Origin of the sequence: Polaromonas sp. CF318, from assembly GCF_000282655.1 — a bacterium.
Taxonomy (GTDB): domain Bacteria; phylum Pseudomonadota; class Gammaproteobacteria; order Burkholderiales; family Burkholderiaceae_C; genus Polaromonas.
Map to the genome: position 1 here is coordinate 35,508 of NZ_AKIV01000082.1, position 25,353 is coordinate 60,860.

Below are 25,353 nucleotides of genomic sequence, written 5' to 3' on the forward strand. Positions count from 1 at the left end.
AATGTCGGTGTAATGAAAAAAAGTGAGTTTGATCCCATGAATCTGAACCCCGTGCTGCAGACTTTGACGACCTTGCCGGGCCGGCTCAGGCAACGCGCCCAAGGCATGTTCAACCTCAATGATCCGCGCTGGGGCCGGGACGACGACAAAGCCTCGTCCGACGACAGCAAGCCCGAAGCCCCCCGGGACGACAAGCAACCGCAGCGTCCCCCCAACCGCCCGCAAGGGCAGGGGCCCAACCAGGGCCCGCCCGACCTTGACGAACTCTGGCGCGACTTCAACCGCAAACTCGGCGGGCTTTTCGGCGGCGGTAAAAACAACAACCCCAACCGCGGCGGTTTCGGCCGCGGCAATGGCGGCGGCGGAAACAACGGCGGCTTCCAGCCCGACATGAAAAGCGCCGGCATAGGCGTCGGCCTGATCGCCAGCGTCGCCGTGCTGATCTGGCTGGGCACCGGCTTTTTTATCGTCCAGGAAGGCCAGCAGGCCGTCATCACCCAGTTCGGCAAATACCACTCCACCGTGGGCGCGGGTTTTAACTGGCGCCTGCCTTATCCCGTCCAGCGCCATGAGATCGTTGTGGTCACGCAGATCCGTTCCGTGGACGTCGGCCGCGACGTCATCATCAAGGCCACCGGCCTGCGCGACTCGGCCATGCTGACCGAGGACGAAAACATCGTCGAGATCAAATTCGCCGTGCAGTACCGCCTGAACGACGCGCGCGCTTACCTGTTTGAAAGCAAGGACCCGGCCGCCGCGGTGGTGCAGGCCGCCGAGACTGCCGTGCGCGAAGTGGTCGGCAAGATGAAGATGGATTCCGCGCTCGCCGAAGAGCGCGACCAGATCGGGCCACGCGTGCGTACCCTGATGCAGACCATCCTGGACCGCTACAAGGTCGGTGTGGAAGTGGTCGGCATCAACCTGCAGCAAAGCGGCGTGCGCCCGCCCGAGCAGGTGCAGTCGGCCTTCGACGATGTGCTCAGGGCCGGCCAGGAGCGCGAGCGCGCCAAGAATGAGGCCCAGGCCTATGCCAACAACGTGATCCCGCGCGCGGTCGGCTCCGCCTCGCGCCTGAAGGAAGAGTCCGAGGCCTACAAGGCCAAGATCGTGGCGCAGGCCCAGGGTGACGCACAGCGCTTTCGTTCCGTGCTGGCCGAATACCAGAAGGCGCCCCAGGTCACGCGCGACCGCATGTACACCGATGCCATGCAGCAGGTGTACACCAATGTCACCAAGGTGCTGGTCGAATCGCGCCAGGGCAGCAACCTGCTGTACCTGCCGCTGGACAAGATCATGCAGATGACGGCCCAGGGCGATGCCGCTGCTTCAGGCGACACCCCGCTGATTCCTCCTGGCTCGGCTTCGTCGTCCACGGTGCCTGCCGCGCCCACCTCCAGCTTGCCACCCATCGATGCCCGTTCACGCGATTCCGCCCGCTCGCGCGACCGTGAAACACGCTAAGGAAGACGATCGTGAATAGAGTTGGATTTATTGTTTCCTCGCTGCTGGTCGTCCTGGCTTTGCTCAGTTCCACGCTGTTCGTGGTCGACCAGCGCCAGTTCGGCGTGGTCTATGCCCTGGGGCAGATCAAGGACGTGGTCACAGAACCCGGCCTGCATTTCAAGATGCCGCCGCCTTTCCAGAACGTCTCCTACATCGACAAGCGCCTGCTGGTGCTCGACAGCGTCGACGCTGAGCCCATGCTGACCGCCGAAAAGCAGCGTGTCGTGATCGACTGGTACGTGCGCTGGCGCATTACCCAGCCCAGCGAGTACATCCGCAATGTCGGCCTGGACGAAAAAGCCGGCGCCAACCAGCTGAGCCGTGTGGTTCGCAACGCCTTCCAGGAAGAGATCAACAAGCGCACCGTCAAGGACCTGCTCTCGCTCAAGCGCGAAGCGCTGATGGCCGACGTCAAACGCGAAGTGTTGCAGGCCGTGCAGGGGGCCCAGCCCTGGGGCGTGGACGTGGTCGACGTGCGCATCACGCGCGTGGACTATGTGGAAGCCATCACCGATTCGGTCTACAAGCGCATGGTGGCCGAGCGCCAGCGCGTGGCCAATGAGCTGCGCTCCACCGGCGCGGCCGAAGGTGAAAAAATCCGCGCCGATGCCGACCGCCAGCGTGAGGTGACCATCGCCAACGCCTACCGCGACGCGCAGAAGGTCAAGGGCGAGGGCGATGCCGAAGCCGCCCGCACCTATGCCGAATCGTTTGGCCGCGACCCGCAGTTCGCCCAGTTCTACCGCAGCCTGGATGCCTACAAGGCCAGCTTCAGCAAAAAGAGCGACGTGATGGTGCTGGACCCTTCGTCCGACTTCTTCAAGGCGATGCGCGGCCCCGGCTCAGGCAGCGCCGCACCGGCCAAAAAATAAGCCGGCGTGGACGGCAACACCTTCTGGCTGGCACTGGCCCTGATGCTGGTCATCGAGGGCCTGTTGCCCTTCATCTCTCCCGGCGGCTGGCGCAGCATGTTCGAGCGGATCCTCACCCTGGGCGATGGCCAGATCCGCTTCTTCGGGCTGTGCAGCATCGCGGCGGGCGTCGTTCTGCTGGTGCTGCTGGGTTGAATTTCACACCCACAGTCCAGGCACTATTTCTCTGCGGGGGCCTTATCAGCCTCCGGCAAGCCGAAAACCGGCTTCAAGCCCGGTAAAATGCTGTTTTTAACAGCCCACGAAAATCACAATGCCCGCCTGGTCGTCATCATGGCAATTGCCCGATCAAATTGCCGATGTCCTGCCCTCCGAGGCGCGCCACATCGAAGAGCTGCGCCGCCTGTTCCTGGACACCGCCCGCAGCTACGGCTATGAACTCGTCATGCCGCCGCTGCTCGAGCACCTCGAGTCGCTGCTGACCGGCACCGGCGAAGCGCTGGACCTGCAAACCTTCAAGCTGGTCGACCAGCTTTCCGGCCGCACCCTGGGCCTGCGCGCCGACACCACGCCCCAGGTTGCCCGCATCGACGCCCATCTGCTCAACCGCAGCGGCGTGGCGCGCCTGTGCTACTGCGGCCCGGTGCTGCACACCCGCGCCGACCGGCCCCATGCCACCCGTGAGCCGCTGCAGTTCGGCGCTGAAATCTACGGCCATGCCGGCCTCGAAGCCGACCTCGAAGCCCAGCAGCTGGCGCTGGAAGGCCTCAAGGCCGCCGGCGTCAGCGCATTGAGCGTCGATATGGCCGACGTGCGCATCGTCAACAGCTTGCTGGCCGGTGCCACCGTCAGCGCCAAGACCCTGGCCTTGATCCACACAGCGCTGGCCGCCAAGGACTCGAGCGAGCTCGACAGCCTCACCGCCAGCCTTAAGGACGGCATTTCCAGCGAAGCACGCCAGGGCCTGAAGGCGCTGCTGCAGCTCTACGGTGACGAAAAAGTCCTGGCCGAGGCCGAAAAAGCCCTGCCGCCCTCGACGGGCCTCAAGGCCGCGCTGCAGAACCTCAAATGGCTGGCCGCCCACACCCGCGGCGAAAGCGGCGAAGTCAAGGTCAGCTTCGACCTGGCCGACCTGCGCGGCTATGCCTATTACAGCGGCACGCGCTTTGCCATCTATGGGCAGGGCGCCGAACTGGCGCGCGGCGGCCGCTATGACGAGGTCGGCGCCGTGTTCGGCCGCAACCGTCCGGCGGCCGGCTTCAGCCTGGACTTGAAGGAACTCGTCAGCGTGCTGCCGCCCCGGCCCCTGAAAGCCGCCATACGCGCGCCCTGGAGCGAGGACGCCGGCCTGCGCGCGGCCATCGCCCGCCTGCGTGCCGGCGGCGAAACCGTGGCCTGCGTGCTGCCCGGCCACGAACACGAAGTCAACGAATTCGATTGCGACCGCGAACTGGCCAACGCTGCCGGTCAATGGGTGGTCCAGCCCCTGAAGAAAGCCGCGTGAGGGCCCCGTGCCCCCCGTCCGGCTTGATCCCAACACACCTTAACGAGAATTGAAGATGACAAACAAACAAACCGCAGACGCGGGCCGCAATGTCGTGGTCGTGGGCACCCAGTGGGGCGACGAAGGCAAGGGCAAGCTGGTTGACTGGCTCACCGAAATGTCGCAGGGCGTGGTGCGCTTCCAGGGCGGCCACAATGCCGGCCACACGCTGGTCATCAACGGCGTGAAGACCGCGCTGCACCTGATCCCCAGCGGCATCATGCGACCGGGCGTGAAGTGCTACATCGGCAACGGCGTGGTGCTGTCGGCCGCCAAGCTGTTCGAGGAAATCGAGGGCCTGGAAAAGGCCGGCGTCGAGGTGCGTTCGCGCCTGCGCATCAGCGAGGCCTGCCCGCTGATTTTGCCTTTCCACGCCGCGCTCGACATCGCGCGCGAAGCCTACCGCGAAAAGGGCGGCACCACCAAGATCGGCACCACCGGCCGCGGTATCGGTCCCGCCTATGAAGACAAGATCGCCCGCCGCGCCCTGCGTGTGCAGGACCTCAAATACCCCGACCGTTTCGCCGCCAAGCTGCGCGAGCTGCTGGAGCTGCACAACTTCGTGCTGACCGGCTACCTGCACGCGCCGGCCGTCGACTTCGACACCGTGTTCGCCGAAGCCATGCGCCACGCCGAGCTGCTCAAGCCCATGATGGCCGACGTCTCGCGCGAGCTCAACGACGCCCACCGCGACGGCGCCAACCTGCTGTTTGAAGGCGCGCAGGGCACCTTGCTCGACGTCGACCACGGCACCTACCCGTACGTTACCTCCAGCAACTGCGTGGCCGGCAATGCCGCGGCCGGCGCCGGCGTGGGCCCGGGCATGCTGCACTACATCCTGGGCATCACCAAGGCCTATTGCACGCGCGTTGGCGGCGGGCCTTTCCCAACCGAACTCGACTGGGAAAAGCCCGGCACCGTGGGCTACCACCTGAGCACTGTGGGTGCCGAAAAGGGCGTGACCACCGGGCGCAGCCGCCGCTGCGGCTGGTTCGACGCCGCGCTGCTCAAGCGCTCGGCCCAGGTCAACGGCCTGTCGGGCCTGTGCATCACCAAGCTCGACGTGCTCGACGGCATCGACGAGCTCAAGCTGTGCACCGGCTACGAGCTCGATGGCCACATCACCGACATCCTGCCCATGGGCGCAGAAGACATCGCGCGTTGCAAGCCGATTTACGAAACCCTGCCGGGCTGGAGCCAGAGCACGGTCGGCGTCACGGAGTACGACAAACTGCCCGCGGCCGCACAAAAATACCTGCACCGCATCGAGGAGGTGACCGGCGTGCCCATCGACATGATCTCCACCAGTCCGGACCGCGACCACACCATCCTGCTGCGTAACCCCTACGCCGCCGCTTGAGCGGATACCGGCCGCAGCTTTAGCCAAACAGCCCGCCGCCCAGACCGGCGCGGGCAGCGAATACACCAGGAACATCAGGAGCGCCACCCATGTTGACAGAAGACGGCAAGCATCTCTATGTGAGCTACGACGAGTACCACAACCTGATTGAAAAACTGGCGATCAAGATCCACCAGTCCGGCTGGCAGTTCGACACCATCCTGTGCCTGGCCAGGGGCGGCATGCGCCCCGGCGACATCCTGTCGCGCATCTTCGACAAGCCGCTGGCCATCATGTCCACCAGTTCCTACCGCGCCGACGCCGGCATGACGCAGGGCAACCTCGACATCGCCCGCTACATCACCACCCCCAAGGGCGAGATCGCCGGCAAGGTGCTGCTGGTCGACGACCTGGCCGATACCGGCCACACGCTCAACGCCGTGATCCACCAGCTCAAGAACAACTACCAACCCATCACCGAACTGCGCAGCGCGGTGATCTGGACCAAGGGCGTGTCCACCTTCCAGCCCGACTACTCGGTCGAACTGCTGCCCACCAATCCCTGGATCCACCAGCCGTTTGAGGGTTATGACTCGCTGTCACCGGCGCAGCTCATGGCGAAGTGGAAGATTTGAGCCCCCACACTTTTCACGGCGTCTTCGACCTCGTGTAATGCGCTGCCCCCGAGGGGGGCGCTGCGCCTGCGGCCCGGCAAAGCCGGTTCCGCGGCCCCGGCTGGAGTGTGGACCTCCAGGCTGGGTTTGATTACTCGCTCACCAAGGCATGCCGTAACATAGCCAAATGAGTGAAACATCCACCACCCTGATCCACCACCCCTACAAACCGCCCGCCGGGTTTGATGCCATTCCGCCCGGGGTTTACAAGGCCTCCACCATTGCCTTTCCCAGCGTCGCCGCGCTGCGCAGCCGCGACTGGAAACACAAGACCGGCTACACCTACGGCCTGCACGGCACACCCACCACTTTCACGCTGGAAGAGCGCATCGCCACGCTCGAAGGCGGCAAGCATTGCACGCTGGTGCCCAGCGGCCTGGCAGCGGTGGTGCTGGTCGGCATGGCCTTGCTCAAGGCCGGCGACGAGCTGCTGATCCCCGACAACGCCTACGGGCCCAACAAGACCTTCGCGCAGGGCGAGCTCGCTGGCTGGGGCATTACCCACCGCTTTTACGATGCGATGAACCCGGCCGACCTGGCCGCCAAGCTGGGCCCGAAAACCCGGCTGGTGTGGCTGGAAGCGCCGGGCTCCATCACGCTGGAATTCCCCGACATGCCGGCGCTGGTCGCGGCCGTCAAGGCGCACAAGAACGCGCACCCGGCCGGCATCGTGACCGCGCTCGACAACACCTGGGGGGCCGGCCTGGCCTTCAATGCCTTCGACCTGGGTCTGGACATCTCGGTCCAGGCCCTGACCAAATATCCCAGCGGCGGCGCCGACGTGCTGATGGGCTCCGTGGTCACGCGCGACGAGGCGCTGCACCACCTGGTGCACTTTTGCCACATGCGCGTCGGCTACGGCATAGGTGGCAACGATGCCGAGCTGGTGCTGCGCGGCCTCAACAGCATGGCCTTGCGCTACGCGGCCCAGGACGCCGCCACCCGCGAACTGGCCGCCTGGCTGGCCGGCAGGCCGCAGATTGCCACCGTGCTGCATCCGGCTCTGCCCGGATCGCCCGGCCATGAAACCTGGAAACGCGACTGCGCAGGCGCGGCCTGCCTGATGAGCGCGGTCTTCAAGCCCGAGTTCAGCCCCGAGCGGGTAGACCGCTTTTGTGACAGCCTGAAACTTTTCAAACTGGGTTACAGCTGGGCCGGTCCCATGAGTCTGTGCGCGCCCTACGACATTCCGGCGCTGCGCACCACGCCCTGGCCCCACAAAGGCGGGCTGGTGCGGTTTTCGGTGGGGCTGGAGGCCGTGGCCGACCTGCAGGCCGACATCGCCCAGGCCCTGGAAAAAGCCTGACCCAAAGCCGCGTCAAAAGCCTGGCATTGCCCGACGGCAATGCAGTACAGTAAGGGTTACCTCCTTACGAAAGCACGCAGTGGCAACTCCCAATTACTCTTACGAAAAGCGCCAGAAAGAGCTCGCGAAAAAACGCAAAAAAGAAGAAAAGCTCAAGCGCAAGGCGGAGGGCAAGCAGGATGACTCGGCCGACGATGGGAACGATGCGCCGCCCGCCGACGGCGATGCACCGGCCGGTGTACCGCCCACCGACCCGGCGCCCTGAATTTCCAGGCTTTACGCATCCCGAAAACCCGGCACACCCAGCGTGTGGCCGGGTTTTCTGTTGATGGCCCCCGCTTTATTTGGGTAGCCAGCCCAGCTCCCTGGCATGCAGGCTTTGCACATACAGCCTGTCCGCCGTCTCCGTCACGGCGGTGGTTTCTGGATAGGCGCCCGTAGGATCCTGCAGGTCGGCTACCACTTTCCCGTCCTCCGTGAACGCCACCACGTGGCCGTAGGCCTTGGGAATAGGCCACAAGGCGCGCGGCAGGCGAAGCGTGAGCTTGCGCATCAAGGGCTTGCGGGCCATGCCGTCGATCTTCGGGTTGCGCGGCTTGACGAGGCCTACCCAGACCTTGCCGTCCAGGCCGCGCATCAGGTTGTCGGGATAGCCCGGCAGGTTGTCAAAAAGCGGCTTGAGCCCGGCGCCGGGCTGGCCTATGTCCTGCTCCCGCGCATCCACCGGCAGTTTCCAGATGCGGTATTTGCCGGTTTCAGCCACAAACAGCGAGCGCTCGTCCTGGCTCAAGGCCACGCCGTTGGCAAAGCTCAGGCCTTTTGCCACGATGCGTGTGGCCTGGGTCGCCGGGTCATATTCGATCACCCGGCCCGTGGCGGACTGCTCCAGGATGTCGAGAATGCTGGCTTCGAAGGTGCCGCCCCAGTCCCGGGCCCCAAAGCGGGTGGAGGCATCGCTGAAATACACCTTGCCGTTGCGGGCTACCACCACCGCATTGGCATACAGGATCGGCGTGCCCGCGGCTTGGTCCGCCAGCACCGTCACTTTTTTGTCCGGCGAAATCGACAGCAAGCCCCTGAAGGCGTCGGCGGCGATGATGTTGCCGGCTGCATCGAAGTCAAAACCCAGCACGCGGCCGCCGGTGTTGACCACCACCTCCCGGCCGCTGCCGTCCGGGTTCATCCGCAGGACGGCGCCGCTGGCCACCGTGGCGTAAAGCTTTCCGTCCCGGGCCACCACTAGGTGCTCAGGGCCTTCCTCGGCCCCCAGCGGGATGGTTTTCAGGTTGGCGAGCTTGCTGTTGGCGGCGAATGGGCCGGTGTAGCCGGGTGCCACGGGCGCTTCCCAGCTTTGCGGCGCGATGGGCACCGGCCACAGGCACAGGTAGGCGGCCAACCCGGCAAGGGCGATACCGAGGGCGGCAAGGATTTTTTTCATGTTGATGTCTCCTCCTCAAGAATGGCTCTGGCCAGCCCCGCCATGGTCTGCCCCGACCGGTCGGCCGCGTTGAGCGGGGTGGCTTTCGGGTACTGGCTGAAGTTGCGCTCCATGGAGCGCGCATAGCCCGGGTCGTAGTGCAGGGTGAGCAGCTCGCGCACCACCGATGCCGCGTCGCCGGCGTGCGCGCGGGCCTGCCAGTCCTGCACCGTGGCCTTGCCGCGCACCTCGGTCAAGGCGCCCAAACGCTCGCAGAAAAACGCGGTGTCCTTGACGAAGAAGTCATAGTCTTCGAGCAGCAGCGCCACGCGCTCGTCCTCGGGCAGGCGCAGGTCCAGGCAGGGGCTGGCCCGCATGGCGGTCATCAGGCCTTCGGGCACCGCCACATTGCCGACTTTTTTACTTTCGCTTTCCACATACACCGGCCTGTCCGGATCGAAGCCGCGCAGGATGGACCAGATAGCGCTGTCAAAGGCCTTCTGGCTGGGCTGCTCGAGGCCGGGAATCGCACCCAGCACCGAGCTGCGGTGCCGGGCCAGCGCTTCCAGGTCCAGCACCTGCGCGCCCTCGGCCGCCAGGGCCTGCAGCAGCCGGGTCTTGCCGGAGCCGGTGGGGCCGCACACCACCCGGTAGTGAAAGTGCGCCGCCAGCCGCGGCAGGTCGGCCACCAGCGCCGCCCTGAAGGCCTTGTAGCCGCCGTCGACCAGCGTGACCCGAAAGCCGATCTGCTCCAGCACCAGCGCCAGCGCGCCGCTGCGCTTGCCGCCGCGCCAGCAGTAAAGCAGGGGTTGCCATTCACGCGGTTTGTCCAGCACCTCGCGCTGTATGTGTTCGGCGATGTTTTTCGCGACCAGCGCCGCGCCCAGTTTTTTGGCCTCGAACTGGCTGATCTGCTTGTACCGGGTGCCGACGATTTTGCGTTCCTCGTCGTGCAGGCTGGGCCAGTTCAGCGCGCCGGGCAGGTGGTCCTCGGCGTATTCATCCTCGCTGCGGGCGTCGATGATGTCGGAGTACCGGCCCAGGCTGGCCAGCGCTTCCTCGGCGGAAATGCGGTCCAGGCTCACTTGAGCAGTTTCTTGAGTTCGGGCCACACATTGGCCAGCATGCGGGGCTGCGACTGCTCGTTGGGGTGGATGCGGTCGGCCTGGAAGGCGGCCACCGGGTCGGCGGCGTCGGCGACACCCTTGAGGAAAAACGGCACCAGCGCCACTTTTTCCGCTTTGGCGACCTTGGCGAACAGGCCCGAAAAATTCGCCGCATAAGCGCTGCCGTAGTTGGGCGGCACCTGCATGCCCACCAGCAGCACCCGCGCGCCGGCCTTTTTGGCGGCCTGCGTCATCGCGCTGAGGTTTTGCTCGGTCATGTCCAGCGGCAGGCCGCGCAGGGCGTCGTTGCCGCCCAGCTCTATCACCACCACGGCGGGCTTGTGCTGCGCCAGCAGGGCCGGCAGCCGGGAGCGGCCGCCCGAAGTCGTGTCGCCGCTGATGCTGGCGTTGACGACCTTGGCGCTTTTCTTTTCGCCGGCGATCTGCTTTTCCAGCAACGGCACCCAGCCGGTGCCGCGCTTGAGGCCGTACTCGGCGCTCAGGGAGTCCCCAACGACCAGCACCGTGTCGCCCTGGGCGGCGGAGGCGGGCGCTTGCGCCCGGACGGCCGGGACCACCCCCAGCACGGCGGCCACCAGCAGCGCGGCCAAAGGTTTTAGCAGGCGCGCTATTGTTTGGCCGGCAAGCTTGGTAAAGTCGGATTTCATATTTTCTGACAAGGCTGACATGTTTGAACCTGCGGTGAGTGATGCTTCCATGGGCTCTACGGCGCCCGGCTTTCCAGGCGCGGCTGCAAAGCCCCAGGCAGCTTCAATTATTTCCGTGGAGCATGTTTTCAAGTCGGTGACCGACTCCACCGGCACATTGGCCATTTTGCGCGATATTGACTTCGCGCTCGCCGCGCGCGAAACCGCCGCCATTGTCGGCGCTTCGGGCTCGGGCAAAAGCACCTTGCTGTCCATCATCGCGGGGCTGGACACACCCACCGAGGGCACGGTCAAGCTGGCCGGGCAGGATCTGTTCGCCCTCAGTGAGGACGACCGCGCCGCCCTGCGCGCCCAGAAGGTCGGTTTTGTGTTCCAGAGCTTCCAGCTCATGGGCAACCTGACCGCGCTCGAGAACGTCATGCTGCCGCTGGAGCTGTCGGGCGCCAAAAACGCCCGCGCGCAGGCCACCGAGATGCTCAGGCGCGTCGGCCTGGGCGAGCGCCTGGGCCACTACCCCAAGGTGCTGTCGGGCGGCGAGCAGCAGCGCGTGGCGCTGGCGCGGGCTTTTGTGGTGCAGCCGGCGGTGTTGCTGGCCGACGAGCCCACCGGCAGCCTGGACTTCGCCACCGGTGAAACCGTCATGTCGCTGATGTTCGAGCTCAACCGCGAACTCGGGACCACCCTGGTGCTGGTGACGCACGACCAGGGCATTGCCGCGCGCTGCGAGCGGCGCATCACCATAGACGCGGGACGGGTTGTTTCGGCCTGAGCCGGGCTCAGCGCAGCTTTTGCGCCGCGGCCAGGAATTTCGCCCGGTCGTCGGGCTTGTCGATCTGCAGGGCCAGTGCCTTGGCCAGGCCGCCCAGCGTAGTGTGGCGCGCCGATTCCCTGCGCACCAGCGTCCTGGCCAGCGGGCCTATGTACAGGCTCAGCATGCGTTCCAGCTGGGCCTGCAGCTCGGCGCTGAAATACTGCACATTGATGGAGGTCGAGGTCGCGGACGGTCCCGAAGGCGTCGACAGTCCCGAGGGCCGGCTCATGTCCTGGTGCCGCAGGCCGGACACCGGCATGGACAGCACGCGGCTGGGCACGCTGGTGCCGCCGGTGGCGCTGGTAACACCGGTGCGCGGGCCCGAGGCGCCCAGCGGCGTTGAATGCACGGGCGCGCTGGCACTGCGCGGCCGCACAAAGGCTTCGCGCGCCGTGGCGTCGGGAATGGAGACGGCCAGCAGGTCGCGCAGGCCCTGGGCGCTCACCGTGCGCGGCACCGACTTCTTGACCAGCACCCGGGCCAGCGGGCCGATCAGCTTGGCCAGCTCGGTTTCAATGTCGTGCACGACTTCGGGTGTCAGCGAGGCCAGCGCGGCGAAGGAGGCGGTGTGCTCGAATTCCAGGTTGCGCGCCGCGGGCGCCGCCGGGGCGGCATTCGGGTCCAGCACCGCGTAGATCTCATGCGAGCGCAGGTGCTTGTCCATGTGCGGGCCGAGGTAGTCGAAATGGCCGGCCGCGCTGTCGGTGATGCGCGAGATCACGTCGTAGTAGGCGCGCGAGACCACCACCTGGTTGGGCCTGGCGAAGTCCATGATGCGCTGGGCCACGTTGATGCCGTCGCCCACCACGTTGACCCGGTTGTTGATGTCGAACACCATGCGGATGGGGCCCAGGTGCAGGCCCACGCGCAGCGACAGCTTGCGGCCGTACTTCTGCGCCAGCAGGTCGCGCAGCAGCAGGGCCGACTGCAGCGCCTCCTCGGGATCGCCCAGGAAGCAGATGGCCGCGCCGTCGCCGGTGTCTATCATGATGCGCGACGACTCTTTCACCCCGCCTATGGCCTTGGTGATCAGCTCGTTGAACAGCGACTTGACCACCACCTGCTGGTCCACCGAATAGGTGGAGTAGGACACCAGGTCCAGGAACATGATGGTGCCCAGCACGTTCTTGCGCAGGTTTTCGGCGCTGTTGAGCGGGATGGACTGCGAATTGGCGGCGTAGGCGAGCAGGGCGTTGTCGGGCGGCGCGGTGACTGTTCTGGTTTCAACGGGCGCCGGCACCGGCGCGGCCGGGGCGGGCGCAGCAGGGGGCGTGGCGGGCACCAGCACACTGGCCGCTCGCAGGGTTTGCGTCTTCACGAAGTCCGAGCTCAGCAGCGCCTGGCGCAGCGCCGCGATGTCCTGCGGCCGCTGGGTTTCGTTGGGCGTCATCGCCCAGTCGATGGCGCGCAGCAGCGGCGCGCCGAAGACCACCGCGCTGGCGGTGTCGGCGGCCTTGGGCATGCTGTCCTCGCGCACGCGCGAAGCCGACTCCATGGGCTTGTGGCCGGTCGTCATCCAGTACATCACCGCGCCCAGCGAATAGACGTCCGTCCACGGCCCCTGGTGGCCCTTGCTGTGGTACTGCTCGAACGGCGCGAAGCCCGGGCTCACGATGTTGGTCATGTCCTGGTTGCCGGTCAGGCGCCTGGCCGCGCCGAAATCCAGCAACACCGGAGTGCCGTCGGCGCGGATGTAGATGTTGTCCGGCTTGATGTCCCGGTGCAGGAAATTCACCTTGTGCACCGCCTCCAGGCCGTCCATCAGCGGATAGACGATCTTCAGCAGGCCCTGCTGGTCCAGCGCGGGCTGCTTGGCCAGCCAGCGCTTGAGCGGGTCGCCCGACTCGTACTCCATGACGATGTAGGCGGTGCCGTTTTCCTTGAAGTAACGCAGCACCCGCACGATGTTGGGGTGGCGAAACGAGGCCAGCGCGCGGGCTTCGTCCAGGAAGCGTTCCAGGCCCCACTGGAACTGGCCCCGGTTTTCGCCGGAGCGGACGTGGACCGACAGGTCGGCCGAGCGCACGGCCAGGTCGCCCGGAAAATACTCCTTGATGGCCACCGGCAGCTGCAGGTTGATGTCCTGCGCCAGGTAGGTGATGCCGAAACCGCCGCCGCCCAGCATTTTTTCAATGCGGTATTCAAAGACGGTCTGCCCCGGCGCCAGGGCGGCCACATCCCCGCTTCCCGCGGCGTCGGGCCGCACGGGCAGTGTTCGGGTCTTGTCTTCGGGCTCGGTCATGCGTCCGGTGTCGTGGTGGGCGGGCAATCTCTCGGTCAGTCGCCGCGGTCAATCATCTGCATGGCTTTTTCCAGGCTGCGGCGCATGCGGTTGAAGGAACTGCCCAGCACCGCCATCTCGTCCTTGCCGCCGTCGGCGAATTCGGGCACCTCGAAGTCGCCGGTGCTGACCTTGTCGGCGGCCCGTGACATGCGGCGTATGGGCCGCACGATGAGCCAGCTCAGCATCAGGTTGAGCACCACGAAGACCACGGCGAACACCGCGGCCAGCGAAGCCATGAAGGTCTTGAAGGTGCGTTCGGCGTTGCGGATGGGAATCTCCATGGGCACCGTCACCACCTGCGCACCTATGATTTCATTGTGTTTCCAGCCGAAGCCGTTGGCCTCGCCGTAGATCTTGATCATGCTGGCCGGCGCGGCGGCCGGCACGCTGTGGCACTGCAGGCAGGCCGCGTTGGTGATCTGTATGGGCTTGGCGATGTAGAGCAGCCGGCCCGTGGCGGCGGCGCGCTCCGAGATCAGCTCTTTCGAGTCGGCGTTCTGGCGGAACTGCTGGACGATGTCGGCTTCCCAGTCGGTCGCGCGGTCGCGCGGGTTGGTCGGGTTCAGCGTCGCTTCCTTGTAGCCGTAGTCCCGGTACTTCTTCTGGATGTGGCCCAGGGTTTCGGTGGCGGCGTAGGCCGGCACGGTCTGCGGCAGGAAGACTTCTTCGAGCTGCTTGTCCAGGTGCGGCTTGATCTGCTCCACCGTGTAGGCGCGCACCGAGAGGGCGGTGTCCATCATGAGCCGCGCATTGCGCAGGACTTCCTCGCGTGCGTTTTCCTGCAGGAGTTGGCGCGACATGAACCCGGCGGCGCCGAAGCCGGCCAGGAACACCACGATCAACACCAGATTAAATTTAAGCCTCAATCCCATAGTGCCCCCAACTGTGCGCTTTATTGCGGAAAACGTCCTGCCCTGCAGGATCAACAAATTGTTACTATTTTAGACTTACCCAGCCCGCATTGTGACCGCCGGTCGGCCCCCATGCACCGGTAGTAATGCCTAAGAAGCTGTTGACGGCCTAAACAGGGCTGCGCTTCGACCGTCGGCGGCTTCCGGGGCTGCAGTGATAATCCCCTGCATGTCATCTACCCCCAAAGTCCTTTTTGGCTTCCATGCCGTCGGCGTGCGCATCAAAACCGCGCCCAAGTCCGTTCTGGAGGTGTTTTTCGACGCTTCACGCCGCGATGCACGCATGCGCCAGTTCACGGATCGTGCCCGCGAAGCCGGCATACGGCTGATCGAGTCCGACGGCCTGCGCCTGGCCAAGATGTGCGGCAGCCACGGCCACCAGGGGGTGGTGGCCCGGGTCGATGCCCTGGCCCAGGTCAAGTCGCTTGATGAACTGCTCGAGCAACTCGAGGAAGCCGGTACGGCCCAGCCCTTGCTGCTGGTGCTGGACGGCGTCACCGACCCGCACAACCTGGGCGCCTGCCTGCGCGTGGCCGACGGCGCCGGCGCCCATGCCGTGATCGCCCCCAAGGACCACGCCGCCGGCATCAATGCCACCGTCGCCAAGGTGGCCAGCGGCGCGGCCGAGACCATGCCTTATTTCATGGTCACCAACCTGGCCCGCACCCTGGGCGAGCTCAAGGAACGCAACATCTGGTGCATAGGCACCAGCGACGATGCCGAAAGAACCATTTACGACGTGGATTTGACAGGCCCGGTCGCCCTGGTGCTGGGCGCCGAAGGCGAGGGCATGCGCCAGCTCACGCGCAAGACCTGCGATGAGCTGGTCAGCATTCCCATGCGCGGCGCGGTGGAAAGCCTCAATGTGTCCGTGGCCAGCGGCGTCTGCCTCTACGAAGCTTTGCGCCAGCGCAGGGCATGACGCAGCAGCGCTTTGACCTCGTCGTCATAGGCGCGAGTTTTGCCGGGCTGGCCTGCGCGCGCGCCGCGGTACGGGCCGGCCTGCGAGTCGCCGTTGTCGAAAAAAAATCTTCTTCAGGGGACAAGCTGCACACCACCGGCATCATCGTCAAAGATGCCATAGACACCATCCCGTGGCTGCAGCAGGTGCCCGAATCGCTGGTGCGCCGGGTGGACGGCGTGCGGCTGTATTCGCCCAACCTGCGCCACGTGGACCTGCACGCGCCCGGTTATTACTTCTGGGCGACCGACACGCCGGCCCTGCTGGACTGGATGTGCGCGTCCGTCCGGGCAGACGGCGTCACGCTGCTCGCGGGCACGCTGTTTGAGAGCGCCGCGCGGGACAGCGGCGGCGGCTGGGCCGTGTCGGTCAAATCGGTGGCCTCGCAGGAGCCGGCCGTGCTGCGGGCCGGCTACCTGGTCGGCGCCGACGGCCCGCATTCGCGTGTCGCCAAGGCCTTGGGCCTGTCGCTCAATACCCAGTTCCTGTTCGGCATCGAGCACGAATACGGCCAGGCCCGGCTGGACGCCAACCTGCTGCATTGCTTCATCAACCGCAAGCTCGCGCCCGGCTACATCGGCTGGGCTGTCGCCGGCGTCGGCATCCAGCAGATCGGCCTGGCCCGGCGGATGTCGGCCTCAGGTGTGCCCCCCAAACAGGCCTGGATGGACTCTTTCACGGCCAGGATCGCGCCGCACGTCGATGTCGGCGATGCCGCGCCGCTGGCGACGCGCGCCGGCATGATTCCCTGCGGCGGCGTGTTGAAGCGCGTGTCCGATGCGCGCGTGATGCTGGTCGGCGACGCCGCCGGCATGGTGTCGCCTGTGACGGCCGGCGGCATCCATACGGCGCTGGAGCATGGGGATGCGGTGGGTGGCGCCGTGGCGGCCTTTTTGCAAGCCGGTGCGGCCGATGGCGGTGACCCGGCCGATCCCATGCGCGGGCTGGTGCGGAACTACCCGACGTTTCGCGCCAAGCGCACGCTGCGCTGGCTGTTCGATCATTTCCAGGCCGACTGGATCTTCAACCTGGCGCTGGACACCGAGCCCATGCGGCAGGCGGCGCGCATGGTGTACTTTCACCGGCGCGGCAAGCCACAGTAGCTTTTCGGGCAGCGGCTCAGACCAGCCCGTACCAGCCCAGCAGCGCGCCCGCGCCCAGCAGCCACAGCAGATGGATGCGGGTGCGCCAGACGATGACGGCCGAGGCCGCCGTCACCAGCCATACCGGCCAGTCCTTCAGCGAGCTGCCGTTGGCACCGGCCAGGATCCAGCTGGTGGCGATCAGCAAGGCCACCACGATGGGCCCCATGCCTTGCTTGAAGGCGCGCACCGCCCGCAGCTCACGGTTGCGGTGGCCCCATTGCGCGGCGGTATAGGTCAGCGTGGTGCTCGGAATCAGGATGCCCAGCAGCGCCAGGAACACGCCCAGCAGCCCGCTGAGCATGCCACCGGCGTTCAGGCCCACGTTCCAGCCCATCAGCGCGATGAACAGCACATTGGGCCCGGGCGCCGACTGCGCGATGGCGATGGAGGCGTTGAACTGCGCGTCGGTCAGCCAGTGCTGCTTGTCGACCAGGAAGCGGTGCATGTCGGGCGCGGTGCTGATGGCGCCGCCCACCGACAGCAGCGACAGCGAGAGGTAGTGCAGGAACAGGTCAAACCATTCCCGCGCGCCGAAGACCAGGTGCAGCGTTTGCAGCGGTTCGTTCATGGCGCGAGCTTCCGGTAGGCCAGCACGCAGGCCGCCAGGCCCAGGCTCAGCAGCACGTAAGCCAGCGGGATGCGCAGCAGCGCGATGGACACAAAGCACAGCACGCCCAGGCCCATGCACAGCCGCAGGCCCAGCACGTTCTTTTTGAGGGCGCCGAAGAGCTTGAGGCCGGTCGCGCCTATCAGCCCGGCCGCCACCGCGGCCATGCCGCGCAGCGCGCCCGCCACGCCGGGGTGGCCCGCGAACTGGGCATACAGCACCGCCAGCAGCAGCACCAGCACCAGCGGCACCGTCAGCATGCCGGCCAGCGCCGCCATCGCGCCCTTGAGGCCGAAATAACGCCCGCCCACCATCAAGGACAGGTTCACCACATTGGGGCCCGGCATGATTTGCGCCACCGCCCAGTCTTCGATGAACTCTTCACGCGTCATCCAGCGTTTTTTCTCGACCAGCTCGCGCTGCACGACGGCGAGGACGCCGCCGAAACCCTGCAGGGCCAGCAGGGTGAATGAAACAAAGAGGTCGGTGAGGGATTTGGGTTGCGGATGCTCTTGCGCGGGCGGGAGGCTCATGCGCCCATTATCGCCGCGCATAGCGCATTCCCAGGTCCGCGCGCAAGAAGCCGAGGCGCTTCATCTGCTATTAAAACAATAGCCCGCTCTTCGTGGTTCACGAGGCCCCGGGCTGAACACCTCAGGAGCTTTCAAGGCTGTAGCCCTAAAGCTTTAGCTCCCAGGTCTCGCCCACCAGCGCATGGCCAAAGCCCTGGTAGGGCTCGCTCTTGACCAGCTCGAAGCCGCGCTTGGCGTAAATCGCGCGCGCCGCCGCCAGGCAGCTGTTGGTCCAGAGCACCATTTTTTTGTAGCCCTTGGCGCGCGCGAAGGCGATGCATTCGTCCGACAGCCGTCCGCCCAGGCCCAGGCCGCGCGCCCCCGGCGTGAGGATCAGCATGCGCAGTTGCGCCACCGTGGCTGACTTGCGCACCACAAACACCGCGCCCACGCGCTCGCCGTCGAGTTCGGCGATCCAGCATTTCTCGCAGTCGGGCCGGTGGTTCTTGAGGTACTTGCCCGCGATGTCGGCCACCAGCGCCTCGAACTCGCTGTTCCAGCCGTATTCGCGCGCATAGATTTCGCCGTGCTGCTGCACCACCCAGCCCATGTCGCCGGGCTGCGGGTCGCGCAGCACTACGGTGCGCGTCGCCGCGGCATCGTCCGCACCGGCCAGCAGTCGCTGCACCGTGCCCATCGCGCTCACCACCTTGTGCTGGTCCTCTGGCGCCAGCGGGGCCAGCAGGGCGGCCGCCTCGTCGCGCGACTGCTGTTGCAGCGGCGCGAATACCTTGTGCCCGGCCTCTGTCAGTTTCAGCAGGCTTTGCCGCGCGTCGGCCGGCGAGGGTACACGCGCCAGCCAGCCCTGGCTTTCAAAGCGCCGCAGGATGCGGCTCAAATAGCCCGCGTCCAGCGACAAATCGCGCCCCAGCTCGGTCGCGGTCGGCTGGTCGCGGTGGGCCAGCTCGTAGAGCACCCGCACCTCCGTCAACGAGAACTCGCTGCCCAGGTAAGGGGCCAGCACGCCGATGCGCTGGGTATAGAAGCGGTTAAAGCCGCGTATCGCCTTGATGTGCGCCACGGCGGCGGTCGGTGTGGCTGCGGTGACGGACGTGGGGAGGGTGGGGGAGCTTGATAGAGCCATGCCGGCTATCGTCAAGCAATTAATTGACAAAGTCAAGTAATTAGATTCCCCGATAGATCCCAATCCCGAGGCCCGGCTTCAGATCACCCTGCGCGGCGCTGCCGTGGCCGCATCGCCGCTGTTGGGCGTGCCCGTCGGTTCTATCAGCAGCAGTTGCGCCTCCTGCACCGCGCGCGGCCGGTGCCGCACGCCGCGCGGCACCACATAAAGCTGGCCGGGCTTGAGGATCACGGTGGGGCTGCCTTCGATGTCGATGTGCAGTTCCCCCTTGAGCACCAGAAAGAAATCGTCGCTCTCGGGGTGCGAATGCCAGCTGTACTCACCCTGCACCTTGACCACCATGACGTCGTGGCCGTTAAACTCGCTCACGGTGCGCGGCTGCCAGTGGCCCTCAAAGCTCGCGAGCTTGGCCTGCAGGTCTATGGCGTCTGTTTTCACGGAGAACTCCTCTTGCGTTGTGTTGGAAGAAAGGAGTCTGCTTGTCCGCGCCTGCCGCGTCTTGTACGATTGTTTCATGCACCATGCCCAGCAACCCACTGCCCAGGACTGGGCGCGCTTTCGCCCCGGCGCGCTGGCCGGCGTGACGCAGATGAAGGCCCACTTCACCGAACATACGTTTGAGCGCCACAGCCACGAAACCTATTCCATAGGCGTCACCGCCTCCGGCGTGCAGACTTTTCATTGCGGCGGCACACTGCACGCCAGCCTGCGCGGCGACGTCATCCTCTTTAATCCCGACGAGCCGCACGACGGCCAGCGCGGCACGCAGGAGGGCTTTGGCTACAGCATGCTGTATGTGGCGCCGCATGTGGTGGAAGAGTGCCGCGACAAGGAGGCCGGCGTCGACATGGCGGCCTACTTCCGCCAGCCCGTGGTGCGCGACGCGGCCATGGGCCGCGCGCTGGCACACGCCATAGGCGCGGCGGGCCAGGCCCAGGAATCGCTGCGCGCCGAGGAACTCACGCGCCATGTGCTGGTGCGGCTGCTGCAGCGTTACGGCGAGCGGCGCAGCGCGGGCGAGGGTAGCAAGGCCGCCGGCGCGGCCCGCATGGCCCGCATTCGCGACTACCTGCGCAGCCACTACGACCAGGACATCACCGTTGACGCCCTGGCGCGCGAGGCCGGCCTTTCGCGCGTACACCTGACCCGCGCTTTTGCCCGGCAGTTCGGCGTGCCGCCGCATATCTACCTCAATGCCGTGCGCCTGGAACGCGCCCAGTCCGCCATGCTGGCCGGCCAGGGCCTGGCCGACGTCGCCGCAGCCTGCGGCTTCGCCGACCAGAGCCATTTCAGCCGGCGTTTCAAAGGGAGTGTGGGGCTTGCGCCTGGGGCCTGGTTGCGGCAGATGCGGCTTGGGTGCTAGCCAAACCATGCCAGCATCTCACTATCTTTCCTCCATCGGCAAAGCCGCAACCGTGACGATTGCGGGTGCCGCGGCGGTGGTTGTGTCTCTGCTTGCGGCGCTTTATGCGGTAATGCTTTGCGGCAGCGCTCTTGGCGGTACAGCGATCGGTGTTGTTTTCGGCCTGGTGGCTTTGGCAATGCTGGTGGCACTTGGCTATGGTTTTTGGCGGTTGTCGTGGCCACTGAGGGCATTGGTGGGCATTGCATTGCTTGCCGGCAGCTTCCTGCTCTTGCCGCGGCCGACATGTGCTGCAAAACCTCAAGCCACCATAGATTGCCAATGATCTATCGGCTTATGATTTTTCCGTGTCCGGTTTATGCCGCAGATCTTGAAAGTACGGAAGGAAAGAATGCGTAAAAAGAATCGCCCCTTCCTCTCCCATGATTGACGCCTTCGCGGTCCTCTGCTGCTTTATCGGCGGCCTGTTCCTGGTGGGGGCCTGGAAGCTGCTGATCTCCAGGCATGAGCCGGAAATTCAAAGCCAGCCCGTGAGCTGGGCGGACATGCTTCTGGAGTTGCTCACGGACGGGGGCTGGATCGAATTCACCGCAGTCGATCGCTTCACCGCGGTTCTTGTGCTGTTTTTGATCGGTATGTTTTTTCTCTGGGGCGGGCTGTATGTCGGGCTGGCATGGGGCGATGTTGTCGTGGTGTGATGCCCAAACGCATCGGGGCGCGAAGCTGCCTGTTCCGGGGTGTTTTGGCTGAAAGTGTCCATTGCGGCGATGGTCGATGCCGGATAAAACGATCACGACCAACTGGAGGCCCTTGACCCATGACAGACATCGCCGTTGAATACCGCCACAACTATCCGCTGGACCCGCTTGACGTTGTGCGCGTCTTCGACCAATCCGGCCTCAAGCGTCCCACGGGTGATCTGCCCAGAATCACGCGCATGTTCGCCGCGCCATGTCTTGTGCTGTCAGCGTGGGTAGGCAATGAGCTGGTGGGCGTGAGCCGTTCACTGACCGACTACGCCTACTGCTGCTATCTCTCCGACCTCGCCGTCGACAAAAAGTACCAGGGCGCCGGCATCGGCAAGGAACTCATCAAGCGCACGCGGGCCGTGATCGGGGACCAGGTATCGCTGATATTGCTCTCAGCCCCCGACGCCATGTCTTACTACCCGACGCAGGGCTTTGAGCCGGCCGGCAGCGCGTTTCTGATCCGTCGAAAGCATTAAGGCCAGGCTCCGCAGCCAGCCCGCAAGCGCTTGCGGGCTTTGGAATGCGGCGTTCTCCTACAGAATGTTACTTTTGGCTTGGCTATATTGAAGTGGCGACCCCATCCGGGGGCCGCACTCACTCCTCTGGATTTACCAGTTCAAGGCCCGGGCCGCCCGGGTTTCTTTTTGCCCGGGTCCTCTTGTGATGCTGTATTTGTACGCAGTCAGCTCAGTTTCCATGCCGAGCGCTCGCGAGCCGTTGGCCAGGGCGGGAGATGGAGCGCCGTGAGCCTCCATACCGTCTTGCCCGTGGATTCCGTCAGCATCGAACGCTTTCGCCTGCTGGTCGATTCGGTGGTGGACTACGGAATCTTCATGCTGGACCCGGACGGGCATGTGGTGTCATGGAATGCCGGCGCAACCCGCATCAAAGGCTATGTCGCCGATGAAGTGATAGGGCGGCATTTCTCCATGTTTTACACGGACGAGGCGCGGGCCACCGGCTGGCCCCAGCAGGAGCTGGCCTTCGCCAAAAAAAGGGGCCGTTTCGAGGACGAGGGCTGGAGGGTGCGCAAGGACGGCTCGCGCTTCTGGGCCAATGTGGTCATCACCTCGCTGACCGATCCGGACGGGACCCATGCGGGGTTCGCCAAGGTGACCCGCGACCTCACCGAAAGGCGCAGGCAGGAGCAAGCCCTGCGCGAAAGCGAAGAGCGGCTGCGCCTGATGGTGGAGGGCGTGCAGGACTATGCGATCTTCATGCTGGACCCCGAGGGCATCATCCAGAGCTGGAACACCGGCGCGCAGATCCTCAAGGGCTATACCGCTTCCGAGGCCATAGGCCGGCACTTTCGCATGTTTTACCGGCCCGAGGAACTGGCGCTTGGCATGCCCGAGAACGAGTTGCGGACGGCGCTGGAAAAAGGCCGAGCCGAAGAAGAGGGCTGGCGCGTGCGCAAGGACGGCACCCGGTTCTGGGCCAATGTGGTCATCACGGCCATCCGTGATGCCGAAGGGCAGTTGCGCGGCTTCGCCAAGATCACACGCGACATGTCCGAGCGCCGGCGGCTCGAGGAACTGGAGCGCTCCAGCCGGCGCATGAATGAATTCCTGGCCATGCTCGCGCATGAGTTGCGCAATCCGCTGGCGCCCATCCGCAATGCCGTCACCGTCCTGCAACTCGAGCCCGCGCCCAGCCCGGTCGTCAAAAACAGCCGCGAGATGATAGACCGCCAGCTCACCCACATGACAAGGCTTGTCGACGACCTGCTGGACGTAGGGCGCCTGACCACCGGCAAGATACGGCTCAAGAAAGAAACCGTGCTCTACAACCAGGTCCTGAGCCGGGCCGCGGAGGCCATGCGGCCCATGATGGACGCCAGGCACCACACATTTTCCTCGGAGCTGCCGCAGGACGATATCTATGTGGACGCCGACAGCATACGGCTGACCCAGGTGATCCAGAACCTTTTGACCAACGCGGCCAAGTACACGCCGGCGGGCGGGCGCATCACGCTGCGCTGCTGGGCGGAAGGCAGCCAGGTGTGGACCGAGGTGTCAGACACCGGGCTGGGCCTTACCAGGACCGCGATCCAGGAGATTTTTGAATTGTTCTCCCAGGGCGACATGCAGTCGGCCGCCAAGGAAAGCGGCCTGGGCATAGGCTTGACGCTGGCCAAGTCGCTGGTGGAAATGCATGGCGGCGTGCTCAGCGCCGACAGCGAGGGCCCCGACAGGGGAAGCCGGTTCAGGTTTTCGATCCCCGGGGCGACCGCAGGCAAGCCGGTGGCGGCCGATGAGCCTTCGAAAAAATTCCTGGTTGTTGACGACAACCGGGATGCGGCCGACAGCCTCGCGGAAGTGCTCCGGCTGCTGGGGCATTCGGCCAAGGTCGCTTACAACGGGCCCGACGCGCTGGAGATCGCAAAAACCTACAGGGCGGACGCCGCGCTGGTCGATATCGGCATGCCCGGCATGAATGGGTTTGAAGTCGCCAGCGAACTGCGCAGCTTGCCGCGCGGCCCCGGCATGCTCATTGCGGCCATTACCGGTTACGGCCATGAGGACGACAGGAACCGGACCCTGGCCGGCGGCTTTGACTGCCACCTGGTGAAACCGGTCGATTTCCCGGCCCTGGAAGACCTGATCCAGCGCCTGGACTGAGCCGGCAAAGCGCCTAGCGGGGCAGGGGCGCGTCCCCCAGCAGCCTGCCCATGGCCTGCTCGAATGCGGCGTCTTCCCTGCATTGCTCGATTTCCGCGGCCGTCGGCGCCGGGCCGCTGCCTTGCCGGTGCGCGGCCATCTTCGCCGTCAGGCTGTTGTGGCGCTGCTCACGCGCGGCGCTGTCGGCGTGCCGGGTTTTCTCGAGGGCGGAATCCCCGGGAAGGGGCAAACGGGTGGGCAGAACGGCGGGCATGTGTTTCCTTGGGTGTTGACTGAATACTGACAGGTCAGGCGCCCGCGCGCCATGTCATTTTGCACAGCTTCGCTGGGTAGTTTCCCGAGGGCAGACGCCGGACTGGTGAATGCGCAATAAGTCACGGGCCCGCCCCGCGCGCAGTACCTCCATCCGCGTACCCCATTTGTGCGACATACAGGCCGGCCCTGCCTCACTACCATGCACCGCACAGTTCATCCGGCCGCGCATCCACAGTGGTCCGTTAAAGGATGTCTGCCTCGAAGCTTCATGGCGTCCGTGAAGCTTTTTATCGCGTGCTTTCAAAGGAGGAACCAGATGTCCGGATTCAGAACGTTCAACCACACCAGCCAACCCATGTGGGTCACCATCTACACCTTGGATCGCGGTTTTAAGGAGGATTGGGGCAATGTCGATGCGGGAACATTCCGTGACTGGAACAGCGGAACCTACCTTCACGGGTCGTATTACCAGATCCGCGGGCAGTGGCCCACGACGGATTCCAAATTCGACACGGACACCACGACGACCCTGGGCCCATCCGATCCCTACGAACGGGTTCTGCTTGGGGGCGACTCCGGTGTTTATTGGTCCAAACCCCTGGTCCGCACCGACAACTTTCTCGATGTGCCCGTATGGATCACGATCTACACCGGCTCAGGGCAGACAAAAACGGATTACGGTGACGTCGAGAAAGGCTCCACGCGCGATTGGTCTTCGGGTGTGCAGGGTGAGTATTCAAGCCATTCGATTCTGACCGTGCTCGCGGAATGGACGCCTATTGCCGCCCCCCTGGACAGAACGCTCCAGGCGGCACCCCCGGCGAAGCAGGAGTCCCTCAAGACCAGCCGGATGTTTGGCTTGAAGGCAAACGGCGTCGCCCACCTGCGCCTGGAGATGAAGGATGGACAAGTGACCTGGACGAATGTGGATGGGGAATAAGCCCTTGGTGGGAGCTCCCGTGGCCGTGTGGGATTAAGCCATCGGTGGCCCGGGCTTGTTTTTGCGCCGGAAAACAGGAACTAATTTCGGTGAAAAATTCCTTTTGTTCCCGAGGCTGTTGACGCGCCCTGGCCATAAAGCATCATCCAGCCATCGCTGATTCACCACCATGCAGGACTCACATCGCAAGCCATGGGCACGTTTACTTCCCAGCCGGAACTTCCCGACAAAGTAGCGCTCGCCTTTGTCGACGCCACGGCTGCACGGTGGTCGATCCCACAGGTTGAGCTCTATGAAAAAGAGGCCCTGGTGATGGTGACGGTTGAAACGCTGGCATCAGACGGGAAAGACGTTGACGTGGCCGTCAAACAAGCCGTTGCACGGGCTCTCAACAAACTGATTCCCCCCGACTCCGACCACAAGTTCGGGCTTTGGATGGTGGTCTTCTGTTGCGAGGGTCATGTGTACGACACGATTCACCCGAGTGAATTTAATGATTGAACGCAAACGGCATAAGGATGTCATTCGCAGATTGCACGCCTAGAATCGCTGGCATGATTGATTGAAGCTCCGGGTGCGGCGCGAGTTCATGACATGCTCAAAATTCACTGGTGCGAGGTCC

General features: G+C 65.0%; 28 protein-coding genes. 18 read left to right on the plus strand and 10 right to left on the minus strand.

Features of this window, described 5'->3' with window-relative positions; all coding sequences use genetic code 11:
• Nucleotides 1-36: 36 nt before the first annotated feature.
• The 8 genes from hflK to PMI15_RS16090 all read left to right on the plus strand — a co-directional run bounded on the left by hflK (nucleotide 37) and on the right by PMI15_RS16090 (nucleotide 7,502).
• Nucleotides 37-1,461: an FtsH protease activity modulator HflK gene (gene hflK / locus PMI15_RS16055; RefSeq protein ID WP_007871217.1), complete on the plus strand. Its 1,425-nt coding sequence runs from the start codon at nucleotides 37-39 to the stop codon at nucleotides 1,459-1,461.
• Between the two features lie 11 nt (nucleotides 1,462-1,472).
• Nucleotides 1,473-2,375 (plus strand): protease modulator HflC, encoded by a 903-nt coding sequence (hflC, locus tag PMI15_RS16060; protein ID WP_007871219.1) that lies wholly within the window; start codon nucleotides 1,473-1,475, stop codon nucleotides 2,373-2,375.
• A gap of 6 nt (nucleotides 2,376-2,381) precedes the next feature.
• On the plus strand, nucleotides 2,382-2,570 hold the full coding sequence (locus tag PMI15_RS16065) for a DUF2065 domain-containing protein (protein WP_007871221.1): 189 nt from the start codon (nucleotides 2,382-2,384) through the stop codon (nucleotides 2,568-2,570).
• Between the two features lie 118 nt (nucleotides 2,571-2,688).
• Nucleotides 2,689-3,879, plus strand: coding sequence for an ATP phosphoribosyltransferase regulatory subunit (locus PMI15_RS16070; RefSeq protein WP_007871222.1), 1,191 nt, complete (start codon nucleotides 2,689-2,691; stop codon nucleotides 3,877-3,879).
• A 55-nt stretch (nucleotides 3,880-3,934) separates the two neighbouring features.
• Nucleotides 3,935-5,278 carry an adenylosuccinate synthase gene (locus PMI15_RS16075; RefSeq protein WP_007871240.1) on the plus strand — a complete coding sequence of 448 codons (1,344 nt, stop codon included), beginning with the start codon at nucleotides 3,935-3,937 and terminating at the stop codon, nucleotides 5,276-5,278.
• An 89-nt stretch (nucleotides 5,279-5,367) separates the two neighbouring features.
• Nucleotides 5,368-5,892, plus strand: coding sequence for a phosphoribosyltransferase (locus PMI15_RS16080; RefSeq protein WP_007871242.1), 525 nt, complete (start codon nucleotides 5,368-5,370; stop codon nucleotides 5,890-5,892).
• Between the two features lie 166 nt (nucleotides 5,893-6,058).
• Entirely contained in the window at nucleotides 6,059-7,237 is a 1,179-nt protein-coding gene (locus PMI15_RS16085; protein WP_007871265.1) for a PLP-dependent transferase, read from the plus strand.
• A 79-nt stretch (nucleotides 7,238-7,316) separates the two neighbouring features.
• Nucleotides 7,317-7,502: a hypothetical protein gene (locus tag PMI15_RS16090; protein WP_007871268.1), complete on the plus strand. Its 186-nt coding sequence runs from the start codon at nucleotides 7,317-7,319 to the stop codon at nucleotides 7,500-7,502.
• A 75-nt stretch (nucleotides 7,503-7,577) separates the two neighbouring features.
• Here PMI15_RS16090 and PMI15_RS16095 read toward each other — a convergent pair whose 3' ends face one another.
• The 3 genes from PMI15_RS16095 to PMI15_RS16105 are packed head-to-tail and all read right to left on the minus strand — an operon-like array spanning nucleotide 7,578 to nucleotide 10,428.
• Nucleotides 7,578-8,675, minus strand: a complete 1,098-nt coding sequence (locus PMI15_RS16095; protein ID WP_007871270.1) for an SMP-30/gluconolactonase/LRE family protein — start codon at nucleotides 8,673-8,675, stop codon at nucleotides 7,578-7,580.
• Nucleotides 8,672-9,739, minus strand: a complete 1,068-nt coding sequence (gene mnmH, locus PMI15_RS16100) for a tRNA 2-selenouridine(34) synthase MnmH (protein ID WP_007871272.1) — start codon at nucleotides 9,737-9,739, stop codon at nucleotides 8,672-8,674. The genes PMI15_RS16095 and mnmH overlap by 4 nt, the downstream gene beginning before the upstream one ends.
• Nucleotides 9,736-10,428, minus strand: coding sequence for an arylesterase (locus PMI15_RS16105; RefSeq protein ID WP_157214648.1), 693 nt, complete (start codon nucleotides 10,426-10,428; stop codon nucleotides 9,736-9,738). Before PMI15_RS16105 ends, mnmH begins: the two co-directional genes overlap by 4 nt.
• A 49-nt stretch (nucleotides 10,429-10,477) precedes the next feature.
• Here PMI15_RS16105 and PMI15_RS16110 point away from each other — a divergent pair, with 49 nt between their 5' ends.
• Nucleotides 10,478-11,197 carry an ABC transporter ATP-binding protein gene (locus tag PMI15_RS16110; RefSeq protein WP_007871276.1) on the plus strand — a complete coding sequence of 240 codons (720 nt, stop codon included), beginning with the start codon at nucleotides 10,478-10,480 and terminating at the stop codon, nucleotides 11,195-11,197.
• A gap of 7 nt (nucleotides 11,198-11,204) precedes the next feature.
• Here PMI15_RS16110 and PMI15_RS24085 read toward each other — a convergent pair whose 3' ends face one another.
• Complete coding sequence (locus PMI15_RS24085) at nucleotides 11,205-13,481, minus strand: protein kinase (protein ID WP_007871279.1); 2,277 nt, start codon at nucleotides 13,479-13,481, stop codon at nucleotides 11,205-11,207.
• Between the two features lie 35 nt (nucleotides 13,482-13,516).
• Nucleotides 13,517-14,395 (minus strand): DUF3365 domain-containing protein, encoded by an 879-nt coding sequence (locus PMI15_RS16120; protein WP_007871282.1) that lies wholly within the window; start codon nucleotides 14,393-14,395, stop codon nucleotides 13,517-13,519.
• A gap of 208 nt (nucleotides 14,396-14,603) precedes the next feature.
• On the opposite strand from PMI15_RS16120, the gene rlmB reads away from it, so the two are divergent.
• Entirely contained in the window at nucleotides 14,604-15,356 is a 753-nt protein-coding gene (gene rlmB / locus PMI15_RS16125; RefSeq protein ID WP_007871283.1) for a 23S rRNA (guanosine(2251)-2'-O)-methyltransferase RlmB, read from the plus strand.
• Nucleotides 15,353-16,498, plus strand: a complete 1,146-nt coding sequence (locus PMI15_RS16130; RefSeq protein ID WP_007871285.1) for an NAD(P)/FAD-dependent oxidoreductase — start codon at nucleotides 15,353-15,355, stop codon at nucleotides 16,496-16,498. The genes rlmB and PMI15_RS16130 overlap by 4 nt, the downstream gene beginning before the upstream one ends.
• Nucleotides 16,499-16,514: 16 nt before the next feature.
• On the opposite strand, the gene PMI15_RS16135 is transcribed toward PMI15_RS16130, so the two are convergent.
• From PMI15_RS16135 to PMI15_RS16150, 4 genes are all read right to left on the minus strand, one after another.
• Nucleotides 16,515-17,108 carry a chromate transporter gene (locus tag PMI15_RS16135; protein ID WP_007871287.1) on the minus strand — a complete coding sequence of 198 codons (594 nt, stop codon included), beginning with the start codon at nucleotides 17,106-17,108 and terminating at the stop codon, nucleotides 16,515-16,517.
• Entirely contained in the window at nucleotides 17,105-17,680 is a 576-nt protein-coding gene (locus tag PMI15_RS16140) for a chromate transporter (RefSeq protein WP_157214649.1), read from the minus strand. Before PMI15_RS16140 ends, PMI15_RS16135 begins: the two co-directional genes overlap by 4 nt.
• Before the next feature lie 145 nt (nucleotides 17,681-17,825).
• A complete protein-coding gene (locus PMI15_RS16145; protein WP_007871292.1) occupies nucleotides 17,826-18,803 on the minus strand; it encodes a GNAT family N-acetyltransferase in 978 nt (325 codons plus the stop codon).
• A gap of 78 nt (nucleotides 18,804-18,881) precedes the next feature.
• Nucleotides 18,882-19,241 (minus strand): cupin domain-containing protein, encoded by a 360-nt coding sequence (locus PMI15_RS16150; protein WP_007871294.1) that lies wholly within the window; start codon nucleotides 19,239-19,241, stop codon nucleotides 18,882-18,884.
• 76 nt (nucleotides 19,242-19,317) lie between these two features.
• Between PMI15_RS16150 and PMI15_RS16155 the strand changes: the two genes are divergently transcribed.
• The 5 genes from PMI15_RS16155 (at nucleotide 19,318) to PMI15_RS16170 (ending at nucleotide 23,536) form a co-directional block, all read left to right on the plus strand.
• Nucleotides 19,318-20,166, plus strand: coding sequence for an AraC family transcriptional regulator (locus PMI15_RS16155; protein WP_007871296.1), 849 nt, complete (start codon nucleotides 19,318-19,320; stop codon nucleotides 20,164-20,166).
• A gap of 7 nt (nucleotides 20,167-20,173) precedes the next feature.
• On the plus strand, nucleotides 20,174-20,491 hold the full coding sequence (locus tag PMI15_RS24870) for a hypothetical protein (protein ID WP_157214650.1): 318 nt from the start codon (nucleotides 20,174-20,176) through the stop codon (nucleotides 20,489-20,491).
• A 97-nt stretch (nucleotides 20,492-20,588) separates the two neighbouring features.
• Entirely contained in the window at nucleotides 20,589-20,864 is a 276-nt protein-coding gene (locus PMI15_RS16160; RefSeq protein ID WP_007871299.1) for a hypothetical protein, read from the plus strand.
• Between the two features lie 119 nt (nucleotides 20,865-20,983).
• Nucleotides 20,984-21,391 carry a GNAT family N-acetyltransferase gene (locus PMI15_RS16165; protein ID WP_007871303.1) on the plus strand — a complete coding sequence of 136 codons (408 nt, stop codon included), beginning with the start codon at nucleotides 20,984-20,986 and terminating at the stop codon, nucleotides 21,389-21,391.
• Between the two features lie 267 nt (nucleotides 21,392-21,658).
• Nucleotides 21,659-23,536, plus strand: a complete 1,878-nt coding sequence (locus PMI15_RS16170; protein WP_007871306.1) for a PAS domain S-box protein — start codon at nucleotides 21,659-21,661, stop codon at nucleotides 23,534-23,536.
• A gap of 13 nt (nucleotides 23,537-23,549) precedes the next feature.
• Here the strand turns inward: PMI15_RS16170 and PMI15_RS16175 are convergent, their stop codons facing one another.
• Entirely contained in the window at nucleotides 23,550-23,789 is a 240-nt protein-coding gene (locus tag PMI15_RS16175) for a hypothetical protein (RefSeq protein ID WP_007871309.1), read from the minus strand.
• A gap of 318 nt (nucleotides 23,790-24,107) precedes the next feature.
• On the opposite strand from PMI15_RS16175, the gene PMI15_RS16180 reads away from it, so the two are divergent.
• Together PMI15_RS16180 and PMI15_RS16185 are read left to right on the plus strand one after the other, a co-directional pair.
• Nucleotides 24,108-24,731: a hypothetical protein gene (locus PMI15_RS16180; RefSeq protein WP_007871312.1), complete on the plus strand. Its 624-nt coding sequence runs from the start codon at nucleotides 24,108-24,110 to the stop codon at nucleotides 24,729-24,731.
• A gap of 192 nt (nucleotides 24,732-24,923) precedes the next feature.
• Entirely contained in the window at nucleotides 24,924-25,232 is a 309-nt protein-coding gene (locus PMI15_RS16185) for a hypothetical protein (protein ID WP_007871314.1), read from the plus strand.
• Nucleotides 25,233-25,353 lie beyond the last annotated feature (121 nt).